Source organism: Streptomyces similanensis, assembly GCF_039543625.1.
Classification (GTDB): domain Bacteria; phylum Actinomycetota; class Actinomycetes; order Streptomycetales; family Streptomycetaceae; genus Streptomyces; species Streptomyces similanensis.
Genome location: NZ_BAABKC010000095.1, coordinates 1 through 15,722, shown reverse-complemented (window position 1 = coordinate 15,722; position 15,722 = coordinate 1). Strand labels below are relative to the sequence as shown.

General features: G+C 75.2%; 10 protein-coding genes and 1 pseudogene. 4 read left to right on the top strand and 7 right to left on the bottom strand.

Features of this window, described 5'->3' with window-relative positions; translation table 11 throughout:
- Positions 1-42: 42 nt before the first annotated feature.
- From ABEB07_RS29055 to ABEB07_RS29045, 3 genes are all read right to left on the bottom strand, one after another.
- Positions 43-915 carry an inositol monophosphatase family protein gene (locus ABEB07_RS29055; RefSeq protein ID WP_164587633.1) on the bottom strand — a complete coding sequence of 291 codons (873 nt, stop codon included), beginning with the start codon at positions 913-915 and terminating at the stop codon, positions 43-45.
- A gap of 132 nt (positions 916-1,047) precedes the next feature.
- Positions 1,048-2,877: a gamma-glutamyltransferase family protein gene (locus tag ABEB07_RS29050; RefSeq protein ID WP_345671062.1), complete on the bottom strand. Its 1,830-nt coding sequence runs from the start codon at positions 2,875-2,877 to the stop codon at positions 1,048-1,050.
- Between the two features lie 271 nt (positions 2,878-3,148).
- Complete coding sequence (locus tag ABEB07_RS29045; RefSeq protein ID WP_345671061.1) at positions 3,149-4,558, bottom strand: DHA2 family efflux MFS transporter permease subunit; 1,410 nt, start codon at positions 4,556-4,558, stop codon at positions 3,149-3,151.
- A gap of 167 nt (positions 4,559-4,725) precedes the next feature.
- On the opposite strand from ABEB07_RS29045, the gene ABEB07_RS29040 reads away from it, so the two are divergent.
- From ABEB07_RS29040 to ABEB07_RS29030, 3 genes are all read left to right on the top strand, one after another.
- On the top strand, positions 4,726-5,601 hold the full coding sequence (locus ABEB07_RS29040) for a LysR family transcriptional regulator (protein WP_345671060.1): 876 nt from the start codon (positions 4,726-4,728) through the stop codon (positions 5,599-5,601).
- A 450-nt stretch (positions 5,602-6,051) separates the two neighbouring features.
- A complete protein-coding gene (locus ABEB07_RS29035; RefSeq protein ID WP_345671059.1) occupies positions 6,052-7,116 on the top strand; it encodes a lipoate--protein ligase family protein in 1,065 nt (354 codons plus the stop codon).
- A 214-nt stretch (positions 7,117-7,330) separates the two neighbouring features.
- A complete protein-coding gene (locus tag ABEB07_RS29030) occupies positions 7,331-8,026 on the top strand; it encodes a hypothetical protein (RefSeq protein ID WP_345671058.1) in 696 nt (231 codons plus the stop codon).
- Positions 8,027-8,089: 63 nt separating this feature from the next.
- Here the strand turns inward: ABEB07_RS29030 and ABEB07_RS29025 are convergent, their stop codons facing one another.
- The 4 genes from ABEB07_RS29025 to ABEB07_RS29010 form a co-directional block, all read right to left on the bottom strand.
- Positions 8,090-8,809: an FHA domain-containing protein gene (locus tag ABEB07_RS29025; RefSeq protein WP_345671057.1), complete on the bottom strand. Its 720-nt coding sequence runs from the start codon at positions 8,807-8,809 to the stop codon at positions 8,090-8,092.
- Positions 8,778-10,787 carry an AAA family ATPase gene (locus ABEB07_RS29020; protein WP_345671056.1) on the bottom strand — a complete coding sequence of 670 codons (2,010 nt, stop codon included), beginning with the start codon at positions 10,785-10,787 and terminating at the stop codon, positions 8,778-8,780. Before ABEB07_RS29020 ends, ABEB07_RS29025 begins: the two co-directional genes overlap by 32 nt.
- A 100-nt stretch (positions 10,788-10,887) precedes the next feature.
- Positions 10,888-12,534 carry a hypothetical protein gene (locus ABEB07_RS29015; RefSeq protein WP_345671055.1) on the bottom strand — a complete coding sequence of 549 codons (1,647 nt, stop codon included), beginning with the start codon at positions 12,532-12,534 and terminating at the stop codon, positions 10,888-10,890.
- Positions 12,531-14,843 carry a protein kinase domain-containing protein gene (locus ABEB07_RS29010; protein ID WP_345671054.1) on the bottom strand — a complete coding sequence of 771 codons (2,313 nt, stop codon included), beginning with the start codon at positions 14,841-14,843 and terminating at the stop codon, positions 12,531-12,533. The genes ABEB07_RS29015 and ABEB07_RS29010 overlap by 4 nt, the downstream gene beginning before the upstream one ends.
- A 362-nt stretch (positions 14,844-15,205) precedes the next feature.
- Here ABEB07_RS29010 and ABEB07_RS29005 point away from each other — a divergent pair.
- Positions 15,206-15,722 (top strand): annotated as a pseudogene (locus tag ABEB07_RS29005) (hypothetical protein); the annotation flags it as partial.

The following is a 15,722-nucleotide window of genomic DNA, read 5'->3' as shown; positions in this document are numbered from 1 at the left end:
CCTGTGGCGGGGCGGGGGCTCGTGGCTCGGCGCCGGGGGCCCTCATCCTGCCGCGTGGGCCTCCCCCGGCGCCGCCGGTTCGGTCAGGAGGCCGACGACGCGGCGGGCCGTCGCCCGGTCGCGGGCGGCGGTGAAGGGGAGGGTGTTGCCGCCGGTGACGCGGAAGGGTGTGCCGGCTCCGGTCAGGTGGGCACCGCCCGCCTCCTCGACCAGGAGCAGGCCCGCCGCGTGGTCCCAGGCGGCCTCCCAGCTGAAGGCGGTGGCGTCCAACTCGCCCCGGGCGACGGCGAGGTACTCCAGGCCGGCCGAGCCGCAGGCGCGGGGCTCGACGCCGTCCCGGTACAGGCCGAGCAGGCCGCGCTTCTGTGCGTCCGTGGTGTAGTCCGGGTGTGAGTGGGCCACCCGCAGGGCGCGGCCGGCGTCGGGTGTGCCGGAGCGCAGCGGCCGCCCGCCGAGCAGGGCGCCCCGGCCGCGTACGGCGGTGGCGATCAGGTCGAGCGCGGGGGCGTAGGTCCAGGAGCCCAGCAGGACGCCGCCCCGGGCGAGGGCGACCAGGGTGCAGAAGCCGGGGTCGCCGTGCACGAACTGCCGGGTGCCGTCGACGGGGTCGACGATCCAGACCGGGGCGTCGCCGTGCAGCGCGTCGTAGACCGCGGGGTCGGCGTGCACCGCCTCCTCGCCGACCACGACCGAGCCGGGCAGCAGCGCGCCGAGCGTGTCGGTGAGGTAGCGCTCGGCCAGCCGGTCGGCGTCCGTCACCAGGTCGTGCGGGCCGGACTTCTGGTCGACCTCGTGCTCGGCGAGGCGGCAGAAGCGGGGCATGATCTCGGCCGCGGCGGCCGCGCGGACCGCCTCCTCCACGTCGGCCGAGTGGCGCACGAGAAACTCTTCGATGGTTTCCGTCTCTTCGATCATGCCTCCATGAGAGCACGGACCTGTGACAACGCCCGCCGCCCGGGTGCACCCCGGATGGAATCGGCGTGAACACCCGGTGCCGGGCGGCGGCCGCCGCGCGGCACACCCGGGGGGCGCCTTCATGTTCCCCGTTCAGCGGCCGACGGCGTAGCCCTGCATGCCGCGCGGGTTGGCCGCCGCCGACAGGATGCCGGTCAGCGGGTCCCGGGCGACCGCGCACAGCCGGCCCTCCGACCAGGGGCCGCCGACGGTCACCCGGTGGCCGCGGCGGCGCAGTTCGGCGACGGTCGCGGGGTCGGTGCGGGACTCGACGGTGACGCTGCCCGGGAGCATGCCGCGCGGGTAGAAGGATCCGACGATGCCGTCGGTGTGCCAGTTCGGGGCGTCGACGGCGCCCTGGAGGTCGAGCCCGCCGCGGACGGCCGGGCGCCGGGCGAGGGCCAGCAGGAAGTGCAGCTGCCACTGGTCCTGCTGGTCGCCGCCGGGTGTGCCGAAGGCGAGGACGGGCACGCCGTCGCGCAGGGCGATCGACGGGCTGAGGGTGGTGCGCGGACGGCGGCCGGGTGTGAGCGAGTTGGGCAGGCCCTCGGCCGGCCAGGCCATCTGGAGCCGGGTGCCGAGGGGGAAGCCGAGTTCGGGCACGACGGGGTTGGACTGGAGCCAGCCCCCGCTGGGTGTGGCGGCGACCATGTTGCCCCAGCGGTCGACGACGTCGAGGTGGCAGGTGTCGCCGCGGGTGCCGCCGTCGCCGGCGACCACCGGCTCGCCCGGCACCGGGGAGGTGGGCGGCTTGGCGACGGTGGGCTCGCCGACGCCCGGGCCGGTGGGCTCCGCCCCGTGTGCGGCGGCGCGGCGGGCGTGCGCGCCGAGCCGTGGCGTCCGTCCGCCGGGGCTGCCCGGCCGCAGCTCCAGGGCGGCGCGCTCGCCGATCAGCCGGCGGCGTTCGGCGTTGTACTCGGCCGACAGCAGGTCGGCCAGCGGCACTTCGGCGGCGTCGCCGTACCACGCCTCCCGGTCGGCCATCGCCAGTTTGCAGCCCTCGATCAGCAGATGGAGGTAGTCGGCGGAGTCGTGGGCGGGCAACTCCTCGGGCAACAGGGCGAGTTGCTGGAGGAGGACGGGACCCTGGCTCCAGGGGCCCGCCTTGCACACGGTCCAGCCGTTCCAGTCGTACGTCGCGGGTGTCTCGTAACTCGCGGACCAGGCGGCGAGGTCGGCGGCGGTGAGGGTGCCGGTGTGGCGCTCGCCGCTGGTGTCCAGGGTGGGCCGTCCGGCCTGCCGGACCAGGGCCTCGGCGATGAACCCGGTGCGCCACACCTCGCGTGCGGCGTCGATGCGCGCCTCCCGGCCGGCGGCGCCAGCGGTCTCGGCGAGCAGCCGTTTCCAGGTGGCGGCGAGGGCGGGGTTGCGCAGCAGCCGGCCGGGCCCGGGCGCGCGGCCGCCGGGCAGGTAGACCTCGGCGGAGGAGGTCCACTCGGTCGTGAACAGGTCCCGTACGGTCTCCACGGTCGCGCCGACGCCCTCGACGGGGGCGTGGCCGTGTTCGGCGTAGCCGATGGCGTAGGCGAGAACCTCGTCGAGTGCTCTGGTGCCGTGGTCGCGCAGGAGGAGCAGCCAGGCGTCGAAGGCGCCGGGGACGGCGGCGGCCAGCGGCCCGGTGCCGGGCACCAGGTCGAGACCGAGGCCGCGGTAGTGGGCGACGCTCGCGCCGGCCGGCGCGACGCCCTGTCCGCACAGCACCCGCACCTCGCCGCCCGCCGGGGCGAGCAGGATCGGCGCCTCGCCGGCCGGGCCGTTGAGGTGCGGCTCGACGACGTGCAGGACGAAGGCGCCGGCCACGGCCGCGTCGTAGGCGTTGCCGCCGCTCTCCAGGACGGCCATCGCCGACTGGGAGGCCAGCCAGTGGGTGGAGGACACCATCCCGAAGGTGCCCTGGAGGGTGGGGCGGGTGGTGAACCGCATGTGTGTCACCTCGGTGTGTGTGCGGTGTGGGCGCCGTCGTGGCCGGGCGCCGCCAGGTGTGCGCGGACGTCCCGGGCCGGACACCCGGGCTTCGGCCGCGCGTCGCGCGATCCGGTCCGCTGGATATCACAGCACCTCGCGTCCGCGCCCCGAAGGCGATCCGGGAAACGGCGCGCTCCGTTGGACGAGCCGGGTGTTCCCAGGTGCCGAAGGGGCGGGGCGCCGCAGTCGGAACGGGGTCGGTCGCGGCCGCCTCGCGCGCGGTGTGCGCTCAGTTCGCGGGGCGCCCCCGCAGTCCCGTCACGGTGACGAGGGCGCCGGACAGCAGGGCCAGGCCGCCGACGACGAGCGCCCAGCGGGTGCCGTCGGCGTTGGCCGAGGACAGGTTGAGGATCACGCCGAGGACGGCGACGCCGAGCGACGCGCCGATCTGGCGGGCGGAGTTGAGCGCGCCGGAGCCGATGCCGGCCAGTTCGGCGGGCACCGAGCCGACGGTGCCGGCGACCAGCGCGGGCAGGGCGAAGGAGACACCGAAGCCGAAGGCGAGCAGACCGGTCACGGTGGCCGTGAGGTCCACGGCGCCGTCGCCGGTGAACGGCGCCTGGAGCAGCGCGCCGACGCCCATGAGGACGAAGCCGGTGGTGGCGGGGCGGCGCGGGCCGATCCGGCCGACCAGGCGTCCGGTGTAGACGGGGTTGAAGGCGGTGGGCAGGGTCAGCGGCAGGAAGGCCAGGCCGGCGCCGAAGGAGGAGTAGCCGCGGCTCTCCTGGAAGTACAGCGACAGCACGAACAGCAGGCCCGACAGGCCGAAGTTGGCGAGCAGCCCGGCGCCCAGCGCGGAGGAGAAGCCGCGGCTGCGGAACATCCGCAGCGGCAGCATCGCCGCGTCGCCGGCGCGGGTCTCGGCGACGAGGAACACCGCGGCCGCGACGAGGGTGACGGCGAAGGCGCCGATCACCGGGCCGCCGCTCCAGCCCTTGTCCGGGCCCTCGATCAGGGCGTAGACCAGGGCGCCCAGGGCGAGGACCGCGCTGAGCTGGCCGGTGACGTCGAGGCCGCCGCGCTGCTTGCGGGCGGTCTCGGGGGCCAGCCGTACGGTGATGACGAGGCTGACCAGGGCGAGGGGCACGTTGACCAGGAAGATGGCACGCCAGCCCACCGCGTCGGTGAGCGCGCCGCCGACCAGCGGTCCGGCCGCCAGGGCCGCTCCGGTGATCGCCGCCCAGTTGCCCACCGCACGGGCGCGGTCGGCGGGGTCGGCGTAGGCGTTGGTGATCACGGCGAGGGAGGCCGGGAGCAGCAGCGCCCCGGCGACGCCGAGTGCCAGGCGCAGGGCGACCAGCGCCTCCAGCGTGGTGGCGGCGGCGGAGATGCCGGAGAGGACGCCGAAGGTGACGAGTCCCCAGAGGAAGACGCGGCGGCCGCCGTAGCGGTCGGACAGCCAGCCGGCGGTGAGCAGCAGGGCGGCGAACGTGATGGTGTAGCCGTTGGTGACCCACTGCAGACCGCTGAGCCCGACGTGGAGGTCACGGGAGAGGGCGGGCAGCGCCACCGAGACGATCGTCATGTCCAGCAGGACCATGAAGTAGCCGAGCGAGAGGCCGGTCAGCAAGGTCCGGGAGGGCTTGTCGGTTCGTGCCGGTGCGACGGAAGCCCGTTGCGGTTCCGCCTGCGTCGACATGTTGGCTCCTTCGTTTTGATGTCGGCAACTCGCCGTGGAACCCGATGAGTTCGGGGCGGCACTCACCATTCAAGCGGACCGGAACGGGCCATCGTCGCTGGTGACGGCGGGAATGCCCTATGGGTAGCATCGGCCCAGCCGATCGTTCAGCGAGGGGGCCCGGGGTCGTGGAGTTACGGCATCTGCGAACGTTCGAAACGGTCGCCAGGACGCTCAGCGTCACGCAGGCGGCGAAGGAGTTGCACTACGCGCAGTCCAGCGTCAGCGACCAGATCCAGGCGCTGGAACGCGAGCTGGGCGTGGAGCTGCTGGACCGCACGCAGCGGCGGGTGCGGCTGACGCCGCGGGGGGTGACGCTGGCGGAGTACACCGAGCGCATCCTCAAGCTGCTGGAGGAGGCGCGCTGGGCGGTGTCCCGGCCGGGTGCGGAGGTGGCGGTCGGCGCGCTGGAGACGGTGGGCCTCAACCTGCTGCCCGGGGTCCTCTCGCGCTACCGGTCGCTGTATCCGCAGACCCGGGTGCGGGTGGCCCAGGACAACCGGGGGGAGCTGTACCGGGCGGTGCGCCGGGGCGACCTGGACGTGTGCCTGACCTTCGGCGATCCGCCGCCGGACGCCGGCCTGCGCGCCGAGACGCTCGCGGAGGAACCGCTGGTGGTCATCGTCCCGCCGGAACATCCGCTGGCCGGGCGCGGCCGGGCGCCGCTCGCCGACCTGTTCCGGGAACCGTTCCTGGCCACCGAACGCAGCTGCGGCTTCCGGGAGATGTACGACGGCGTCTTCGCGGCGTCGGCCGCCGAGGAGCCGGTCGCCCAGGTGTCGAGCATCGGCACGCTGGGGGCGTGCGTGGCGGCCGGCATGGGCTGCGCGCTGCTGCCGGAGCTGGCGGTGCGCGCCCAGGCCGAGCGGCGGGAGGTGGCCGTGGTCCGGGTCGAGGACGTCGACCTGCGGACACCGGTCACGATGACGTGGCTGGACCGCAACTCCGCCAACCCGAACCTCATCGGGCTGCAGACGGTACTGCGCAAGCAACTGGGCGGCTGAGGCCGCCCGGCGCGGGGCCCGGCGGGCGGTCCTGGCCGCGTACGTCGGCGGCGTGCACCGCGCGGGGTCACCGGCAGCTGGCGCGGGCCGGCGAAGCCGAGGCCGCGTATGCACTCCTCGGCGAGGGTCCAGCGGGACTCGCCGAGCACGGCGGTCTCGGCGTCGGTGGCGCCGTAGGCGTCCAGCGGCCGGTACCGCGGGTCGTCGGCGGACAGCGGCGGCGTGCCGCTCGCGCGGGCGCCCGAGGTGGACGCGCAGGCCGTGCGGGCGAGGCCCGCGGCGAGCAGCACGAGCGGAAGGGATCTGCGCATCGGGCCGGCTCATCAGGGGCCGGCACCGGGAAGCCGTGACGGAGGCCACAGTTCCGGTCACAGCCGCGTCACAGGTGCGGCGGGAACACCCCGGCCGCCCCGGGCGTTGTCCGCTGCGGCGGGAACGGAGGACCTGGCAGTGCACGGTGAGTACAAGGTGCCCGGCGGCAAGCTCATCGTCGTGGACGTGGAGGTCGAGGACGGCGTGCTGCGGCACGTACGGGTGGCGGGCGACTTCTTCCTGGAGCCGGACGAGGCGCTGGAGGCGGTGAACGCCGCGCTGGAGGGCGTCCCGGCGGACACGGACGCCGCCGCGCTCGCCGCCCGCATCGAGGCCGCGCTGCCCGCGGGCACGGTGCTGTACGGGCTGACCTGCGAGGGCGTCGCGGTCGCCGTGCGGCGCGCGCTGGCGCACGCCACCGACTGGACGGACTACGACTGGCAGCTCGTCCACGACGGCCCGCAGTCCCCCGCCCTGCACATGGCGCTGGACGAGGTGCTGACGGCACAGGTGGCCGCCGGTCTGCGGCCGCCGACCCTGCGGGTGTGGGAGTGGGCCGCCCCGGCGGTGATCATCGGCAGCTTCCAGTCGCTGCGCAACGAGGTGGACGCCGAGGGCGCCGCCCGGCACGGCGTCGAGGTGGTGCGCCGGATCTCCGGCGGCGGCGCGATGTTCGTCGAGCCGGGCAACACGATCACGTACTCGCTGTCGGTGCCCGAGTCGCTGGTGCAGGGTCTGTCCTTCCAGGACAGTTACGCCTACCTGGACGACTGGGTGCTCGGCGCGCTCGGCGAGCTGGGCGTCCGGGCCTGGTACCAGCCGCTCAACGACATCGCCACCGACCAGGGCAAGATCGCGGGCGCCGCGCAGAAGCGGATCGTGGGCCCGGCGGGGCGGCCCGGCGCGGTGCTGCACCACGTGACCATGTCCTACGACATCGACGCGGACAAGATGGTCGAGGTGCTGCGGATCGGGCGGGAGAAGCTGTCCGACAAGGGCACCAGGAGTGCGAAGAAGCGGGTGGACCCGCTGCGCCGGCAGACGGGACTGTCCCGCGAGGCCGTCATCGAGCGGATGATCGACTCCTTCCGCGGCCGGTACGGCCTGGCGGACGGCGAGGTCACCGACGGCGAGCTGGCCCGCGCCCAGGAGCTGGCCCGGACGAAGTTCGCCTCGCCCCAGTGGACGGCCCGGGTGCCGTAGGGCCGCCGCGGCGCCTCGCCGCCCGGTGCGCGGCGGCCGTCCGGCGACCGGACACAGGGGGGCGAACCAGGCGTCGGCGGCGGGGTCCCGTGATCGTCCGGGTACGGAGCGAGTTGGCACTTCCACCCCACAGCCACTCGTGTGACACTGGCGTCCACCGTCCACAGTGTGGACGCCCTCCGCTTCGTCCGTCCCCCACCACGAGAAGTGCGCCGTGCGTGAATTCCCCCTTCCGCTCGCGCTCACCGCGCGGCTCAGCCCGGTCCTCGTCCTCGCCTGCACCGGCTGGGCGCTGACCTCCGGGCCGTTCGCGGCGCCCTCCGCGGGTGCGCAGCGCGCCGCCGGACAGGAGACCCGGACGGCCGCCGCCGGGTCGTCGGCCGGTGCGGGCCCCGCCGACGCGCCGTCGCCGACCGCGCCGGCGCAGAGCTACACGACCGCGCCCAAGCCGTGCACGGCCGTCGCCGCCAAGACCGTCGCCTCCCTGGTGCCGGGCGCGAAGACGGCGGGCAAGGAGATCCCGTCCACCGACGAGCAGGTGCGCCGCACCTGCTCCTGGAACGCGCTGAAGGGGTACGACTACCGCTGGCTCGACGTGTCCTTCGAGGTCATGCGGTCGACCGACGCGGCGCGCACGTCTTACCAGCAGCGCACCGCCGAGAAGAGCGGCGGCGGCGCGGTGCCCGGTCTCGGCGACGAGGCGTACTCGGTGGTGAACCTGACCACCCAGGACAAGCAGCAGACCCGGGAGGGCATGGTGCTGGCGCGCGTCGCCAACGTGCTGGTGGTGATCACGTACAACGGCAGCGACTTCGAGACGAAGAAGGCGCCGGACACCGACGAGATCAACAAGGGCGCCATCAAGGCCGCCAAGGACGCCGTGGCCGCACTCGGCGACGCCCGGGGCTGAGGCGCCGTCGCCGGGCGGCGCCCGGGGCCGAGGCGCCAAGGCGCACGCCCCTGTTCCGCGCGCTCAGTCGCCCGCGTCCCCGGGTTCCCGCGCCACCCCGTGGACGACGAAGTCGACCCACGGGCCGAGGCCCACCCGGTCGCCGTTGCGCAGCCGGAACCGCGAACCCGGCCTGAGGACCAGCTCGTTGACCCGGGTGCCGTTGGTGGCGCCCTGCGGGACCTCCGTCACCCACGCGGCCCCGTCCGCGGTGTGCTCGACGGTCGCGTGCCGGGCCGAGACCGAGGGCTCGTCGGCCAGGAGCCCGGCCGCCTCGGGCGCCCAGCCGCCGCTGCGGCCCAGACGGAGCACGGCGCCGCGCGGCACGTCCAGGTGCCCGGCCCCGCCTCGCAGGACCAGCCGCAGCGCGCCCCCGGCGATCCGCCCCGCGGCCCGTCCGGCGCCGCTGCCCCGCTCACGGGCGGCGACGGGGGCGAGACAGCTGGGGCACACGGCAAGACCGGTGGGGACGAGGGCGGGGCACCGCGGGCACCGCACGCCGAGCGTTTGAGGGGGCCGCGGCGCCGGGCGGTGCGGACGCGGGGGGCGGACCGGCGCGGCCGCCTCCCCCACCTCCTCCCAGTCGTCGGGGTCCGCCTCGCCCACCGCCTCCCCGTCGTCCGGGTCCGCGTCCGCCGTTTCCTCGCGGTCGTCGCGGTCGGCTCCTTCCGCGCGGTCGCCGGCGTCGTCGTCGAGCGGTTCCGCGCGCGCGTCAGCGTCGTCCGGACTCCCCTGCGCCCGCACCGGCACCGCCTCCCCTCTTCAGCACGACCGACACGTCGACCCGCCCGTTGTCGGCCTGCCGCACGTCGGTCACCACCACCGTGGTGCCCGGCCCCAGTTCGGAGGCGGCGAACAGCTCGCGGGCGAGTGGGTTGATCAGGTGGGTCTCCAGCACCATGCCGATGCCGCGGCCGCCGTTCCACTTGTCCCGGGTGCAGTGCTCCAGGAGCCGGGCCCGCGCGCCGTCCTCGATCTCCAGCACGAGTTGGTGCCCCTGCGCCAACTGCCGCTGGATGTTGCCGACCTGGAGGTCGAAGATCCGCTCGGCGACCTCGTCGGCGATGAAGTCGAAGACGACGACGTTGCCGCCGATCCGGTTCATCAGCTCCGGGCGGCCGATGACCTGGTCGAAGTGCTTCTTGACGTTGTCCTTGACGGTCGCCTCCAACTCCGGATACGGCGTGCCGGGTTGGACGATCCACTCGCGTTCCTGTGTCTTCGGGTCCGTGCGCTGCACGCCGAGGTTGGAGGTGAAGATCAGGACGCACTCGCTGAAGTAGGTGGTGACACCTTGGCCGTCGGTGAGCCGGCCGTCCTCCAGCACCTGGAGGAACTTGTCGAGGATGCCCTTGTCGGCCTTCTCGATCTCGTCGAAGAGGACGACCCGGAAGGGGTTCTCCCGTACGGCGGAGGTCAGTTCGCCGCCCGCCTCGTAGCCGACGTAGCCGGGGGGCGCGCCGACCAGCCGGTCGGCGGAGTGGGCGGCCGAGAACTCGCTCATGTCGAAGCGGAGGTACGCCTGGTCGCTGTCGAAGAGGACGGAGGCGACCGCCTTGGCCAGTTCGGTCTTGCCGGTTCCGGTGGGGCCGGCGAAGAACAGCACGCCCCGCGGGCGGTGCCCTGGGCTGGTCGCCTGCGCCCCGGACAGTCCCAGCGCGGCGCGCTTGAGGATGTCCAGGGTCATCGCCACGGCCGCCTCCTGGCCGAGCACCCGCCGGACGATGGAGCGGGGGTTGCCGGGGTCCTCGCCGTGCAGGATGCGCTGCCGGATCTCGTCGCGGCTCCAGGGGTTCTTCTCCACGCCGAGCCGGTAGATCCGCACGGCGTCGGGCACGGCGGCGAACGGCATGTTCCGGGAGCGGGCCAGCGCCACGCTCTCCGCCATGGCCCGCAGGCTCATCCCCGTCGCCGCCCGCGCGAAGGCGCCGACCGTCCGGGCCCGCTCCGCCTCCCGCTCGCCGGACGGCCGGGAGGGGTCGTCGAACGCCGGGCCCGTCTCGCGCTCGTGCTGCTCGCACAGCAGGCGGGCCATCGTCGTGCGCTCGTCCGCGTCCGGCTCCGGGACGGCCACGGCGCGGACGCGCTCGCTGCCCGAGAGCAGCCAGCCGGGCAGGTCGCGCTCGCCGTCGGCGAGCCAGATCACCGGGTTGAACAGGTCGGGCCCGGGCGCGATGACGTCGCCGTTGACGGTGGGCAACCGCTGTGCCTCGTGGGCGAGTTTGAGGCAGGCGAGGAAGAAGTCCCGTTCGTCCGGGGTCAGCCGGGAGGGGTCGGTGACGAGCCGGGAGGCGTGGTCGACCACCAGCGCCACCCGCAGCGGCCGCAGCCGGGCGCCGCCACGCAGCATCTCCTGGCGCTGCTCGGCCCATCCGGTGGTGACGTTCCTCAACTGCTCGATCACGGACTGGCGTTGGGCCGCCGTCTGACCGGGGAAGTCGTGGGCGCCGTGGAGCAGTTCCTCCACGTCCGCCCGGGCCGAGCCGACCTCCGCCACCCGGAAGCCGCCCACCTGGTCGCAGATCACCAGCGCCTGGTAGCCGATCTTCCGCAGCGGGTTCCACAGCACTTCGAGCAGCGAGCGGTACTCGTCCCGGCCGCGGCGGCGCACCAGGTGCAGATCGCGGACGTTGCCGTGCAGGACGTACTGCGCGTGCACGCCGAGTGTTCCGGTCAGCTCCTCCACGAAGGGCGGCAGCCGGTCTCCCTTGGCCAGGTCCATCGTTCCTCCCGGTGCCCGCGGGCGCGGCGCCATGGGTGTGCTCGTACGGGTTCATGGATGTGCTCGTACGCTTTCGTACGGTCGGGTCCTGCGGACGTCCTCAGCGGCGCCGGTCGCCGTCGGCGGTCCGGTGGCGGGGGCCCTCGCGGGACGCGTCCCGCTCCCGGGCCGCGCGCCGGCCGGCTTCCTCGGCGACGACGTCGTCCAGGACGTCGTCCAGGTTCCAGGCGTCCTCCCCGAGCACGCCCGGCAGCGCGCCCTCGGTCTGTTCCAGGGTGAACTCCAGCTCCAGGCCGAGCGTGCCGGTGATCTCCTGGAAACGGCCGAGCAGTTCACGGGTCTCGTGGCAGCGGGCGTCGTCCAGGGCGCGCTGCTCGGGCGTCCGCTCCCCCGGCGCCCCCCGGTACATGGTCGCCACGCGCAGGCTCCCCTCGACGAGGCCGGCCCGGAGCCAGTGGCCGGGCTCCCAGCCCGGGGGCGTCCAGTCCAGGCGCAGTTCCTGCCCCTCGGGCCGTGCGGCCGTGGCCCGGCCGCCGAACCGGTGCGCCAGTTCCGCGAGGGCGCCGGCGCACTGCTCGCGGACGTACAGGTCCTCCAAGGCGCAGCGGCGCTCCTCCGCCCGGCGTTCGACGAGGTCCCGCTCGGCCGGGCTGAGCGGCACCCCCTCGTCCAGGACGCGGCGGAGCAGGGCGAGCGCGTCGGAGGCCGGGTCGATGTCCTCGGCGCCCTCGGGGGTCCGGTAGGCGAGGAACTCGTGGAGCTGGGCGGCGCGTTCCTCGGCCTCGCGGGTGCGGCGGGCGTCCCGGTTGGCGTCGCGGACGAACTTGCGCGCCTCGTTGAGGTGGATGCGGGCCCTGCGGGGGTCGTCGGCCGCGCGGCGCACCGCGTGCCCGACCGCGGCGGCGGCCAGTTCGGCGGTCACCGCCGCGGCCTGCGGGTCCAGCTCGCCGAGGATCTCCGCGCCGGCGCCGCGGACCTCGTCCGCGTCGAGTCCCGGGGCCGCGCGCCGTTCGGCGGTCTGCCGGGGCACCTGCCGTTCCTCGGCGCCGGCGGTGCGCTCCTCGGCGAACCGCCGCAGGGTGCGCCGCCGGCTCTCGTCGAGGGCGCGCCGGAAGTCGTCGTCGCCCTCCGTCACCCGCAGCGCGGCGGCCAGGCGCCGCTGCTCCCACTCGGCGTGCCGTTCCTCGGCCCGCTGGACGGCCTCCTCCAGCCGGGCCAGATCCTGACGGAGGTCGCACAGACGTTCGCCGATGGGCGTCAGCGGCGGGGGCAGGTCGGGACGGGGCGGGGCGTCGGCGGGGCCGCCGCCCCCGGCGCCGGGGCGGGCGGCGCGGCCGGCCCGGGCCAGCAGGGCGTGTCTGCGGGCGTTGACGCGCACGGCGGCGAACGCGGCGGCCTGCCACTGTTCGGCGGCCGTCGCGGCCAGCGCCTGCTGCCGCTCCAGGCACCGCTGTTCGTCGGCGGCGCGTACCGCGGCCGCGGCCAGGAGGCGGGTGGTGACCAGCGCGGCCCGGCCGGCGAGCAGGACGCCGCTGAGCGAGCCGAGCACCTGGAGCGCCGCGTCGGCGGCCTCGTGGACGGCGTGGCCAGCCGCGTCGGCGAGGTGGCCGGAGGCATGGCCGACGGCGTCGTGGGCGTGCAGCATGCCGGTGTGCGGCAGCGCCTGCGCCTCCAGGGGCGGGGGCGGCGGGAAGCTCACGGCCGGCGCGATGAAGTCGGTCATCGGAAAGGCGAGACCCGAGCTCATGCCTGTTCTCCTGTCCTGCCGGGCGTGGTGAGGGGCCGCCGGGCGTCCGTCCGGCGGGTGCGGTGGGCGCGGCGGGTGCGGCGCCGCGCCAGGCAGCGCCGCACGCTCCAGGCGGCGACCGCGACGGCCGAGGTCAGCGGCCAGATCCAGGGCGCGGCGTCGATGGCGTAGAAGGCGAGGAGGACCGCGAGCAGGAGCAGCGCGGCCGCGACGAAGAGGCCGAGGCGGCCTCGGGAGCGGGTCAGCCGGGCGGGGCGCTCGGCGCTGCGGATGAGGAGTCCGGCCAGCGAGTGCCGGGGGTGGTAGAGGAGCGGGCCGATGTACACGGCGGTCCACAGCTCGGCGGCGAAGACGATCGCGGCGGAGGGCAGTTCGAGCAGCCAGGCGGTGATGACGCCTTCCTGGGAGGCGCGGCCGAGGACGTCGGCGAGACCGGTGACGAAGGTCCAGGGCGCGGTGACGACGGTGGCGCCGAGCAGGGCCCAGCCCAGGGTGGGCAGGCGGTCCAGCCGCCGCAGCACGGTGGCCAGGTGGTCCTGGTCGGTGTCGAACAGCCGGACGGCCTCCGCCTCGACGCGATCCGCCCGCAGCCCGTCCGCCTCGGCGGCGGCGTGCGGGGTGAGGAGGAGGGCGGCGAGCAGGCGCGGGTCGTCGTCGGGTGCGGCGAGCAGCGCGTCGTACCAGGGGACGCGTTCGGGGAACCGGGCGCGTTCGCGCAGTGCCGCGTCGGTGAGTCTGCCGCGGGTGCGTTCCGGCTCGCGGGCCAGTTGCAGGAGCCAGGCGTCCACGGCCGGGGTGTGCTTGAGGGCGGCGCGTACGGTGCGCGTCCGGCCGGTCGCGATCTCCTGGACGGTGGGCTCCCAGCGGGCGCGCAGGACGCGCCAGGCGCGGTCGGTCTCGTCCAGGCCCTGGCCGCCCGGCCGCTGGGCGAGTCCGGTGAGGATCGCGGGGTGGTTCACCAGGTGGGCGACGAGGGCCACGGCGTCGGCGTTGCCCTCCCGCGCGCCCTGGCACAGCAGGCGCATGCCGTGCGCGTCGAGGGCGACGCCGTGCCAGGTGGCGTCGAGGCCGGGGCCGAGCCAGTTCAGCAGCCGGACCAGGACGGCGGCGGTCGGCGGGCGGGCGAGTTCGGTGCGCAGGGCCGCGAGCCGGTCCAGTTCCTCGGGGCTGCGGTTGCCGACGGTCTCGAACTGGCCCAGCCACTCGACGAGTCGGGCCCGGTCGGCGTCGGCGGCGAGCATGCGGGCGGCCGAGAGGTGGTTGTGGTCCAGATGCACGGCGAGCCGGTCGGTGCCGGTGAACTCCTGCCCCATGAAGGGGAACGGGCTGATCACCGGGCGCGAATCGGCGTCGGCGGGGGTCATCGCCTCGCCGCTCCGGACGGCGACGTCGGGGTCCTGGCCGGCCAGCCAGTCCCGTACCTGTTCGGCGCCCCAGCGGTGTTCGCGGGCCCGGGTCAGCAGGCCCTCGCAGAGCAGCCGGGTGCGCCGGTCCTCGATGCCGCCGACGTCGGGGTCGTGGGTGGCGATCTCGGCGAGGACCTCCTCGTCGCGGCGGAAGGTGATCGGGTGTGAGCCGAGGGCGAGTTGGGCGACCACCATGCCGACCGACCACCAGTCGCCGGCCTCGGAGACGGACTGGCGCAGCAGACCCGCCTCGGGGGCGAGGTAGAGGGGTTTGCCGCGCCAGTCGGTGCGGGGTTCCAGCGCCTCGTCGGGGCGGTGGACGGCGGCGCCGAAGTCGACGAGGACGAGGTCGGCGGTGTCGGCGCGGCGGGTCTGCACCATGATGTTGTCGGGGGTGACGTCCCGGTGCACGACGCCCCGTCCGTGCAGGGCGGTCAGGGCCGTCCACAACTGGGCGACCAGCGACTTCACGGCCGTCGGCGGCAGTCCGTCGGGGTGGTCGGCGTGGTACCGCTCCAGGGTCTCCTCGCCGTGCGACCAGTACAGGTGCCAGGGGTGTCCGTGCGCCCGCCCGGTCTCCAGGAGCCGTTCCAGGTGCGGCGCGGGCCGTGCGCCGAGGTCCAGCAGTTCGTGCTCGACGTCCGGCGACGGGGCGTGCAGGCGGTGGTAGTACTTGAGCACCAGGGGCATCCCGGTCGCTCCGTGACGCGCCGTCAGGTCGCGTACGCGCAGCACCACGGCCTCGGCGGGGCGCTCGGCCCGGGAGAGCACGGCCACGAGGACGAAGCGCTCGGCGAGTTCGGCGGGGACGTCGGCGCGCGCCGGCCGGGTCTCCACGGTCCGGGCGGAACCGAAACCGCCGTCCGCCTGGTCGACGTATTCCGTGGGCGGCGTGGTCGTCATCTTCCGGCCTTCCGGGATACGCGGGGGACGGACCTGAGGGGCTCGGCGGGCTCGGCGGGCTCGGCGGGCTCGGCGGGCTCGGCGGGCTCGGCGGGCTCGGCGGGCTCGGCGGGCTCGGCGGGCTCGGCGCGGAACGAATGATCCCGGCGCATGGGTCGCGGGGCGGTCAAGAATAACCACCTCCATTCGACTACCGGGCGGTTTTCAAAATCTTCACCGATTCGCGTGAAACGGCCGCCGGAGCATTCCGGACCGTTCACGGGCCGCGCCGGAAAGAACGGATGATTCCGGTTCCGTTTCGCCTTCCGGTACGCCGCCCGCGCGCCGTCCGTTTTTCCGGCGCCGGGACTACCATGCGCACCATGCAGCCCCTGCCCTCGCACGAAAGTCTCGTCGTCGAACTGCGTGAACTCAGGCGCCGCGGTCTGCCCGGACTGCGCCACTGTCCCCGGGACGCGCTGCGCGAGGCCGCCGTCGCCGCGGGGCTGTGCACCGGGGGGCGGGACGAGCAGAGCGCCATCGAGGAACTGCTGGCCGCGGCGGTGCGGCGGCTGGCCGGCGGTGTTCCGGTGCGCGACGACCCCTCCTGCGATCCGCTGGCCCGGGCCGCCGCCCACTCCTTCGGGATCCTCGCCGCACGGCGCGGGGTGCCCGCGGTCGACCGCCGCAAGGCCGCGGCGGGCGTCTACGGCGTGAGCACCGAGCGCTTCCGCAAGAAGCAGGAGCACGACGTGGTCGCCGAACTGGCCGCGGCGGTACGGGCGGTGGCCCGGGAGGCGGCCGGCGGCCGCCCCGGCGCGCCGCCCGTCCGGGACGCCCGGGCGGTGGACCCCGGACAGGCGCCGGCCCTGCCCCCCGCGGCCCCGCCGACGCACGCCG

Bases quoted from the DNA above. Each gene is read 5' to 3' on its own strand.
- ABEB07_RS29055 (WP_164587633.1), bottom strand. From the start codon at position 915: ATGATCGAAGAGACGGAAACCATCGAAGAGTTTCTCGTGCGCCACTCG.
- ABEB07_RS29020 (WP_345671056.1), bottom strand. From the start codon at position 10,787: ATGGACCTGGCCAAGGGAGACCGGCTGCCGCCCTTCGTGGAGGAGCTG.
- ABEB07_RS29045 (WP_345671061.1), bottom strand. From the start codon at position 4,558: ATGTCGACGCAGGCGGAACCGCAACGGGCTTCCGTCGCACCGGCACGA.
- ABEB07_RS29050 (WP_345671062.1), bottom strand. From the start codon at position 2,877: ATGCGGTTCACCACCCGCCCCACCCTCCAGGGCACCTTCGGGATGGTG.
- ABEB07_RS29015 (WP_345671055.1), bottom strand. From the start codon at position 12,534: ATGAGCTCGGGTCTCGCCTTTCCGATGACCGACTTCATCGCGCCGGCC.
- ABEB07_RS29010 (WP_345671054.1), bottom strand. From the start codon at position 14,843: ATGACGACCACGCCGCCCACGGAATACGTCGACCAGGCGGACGGCGGT.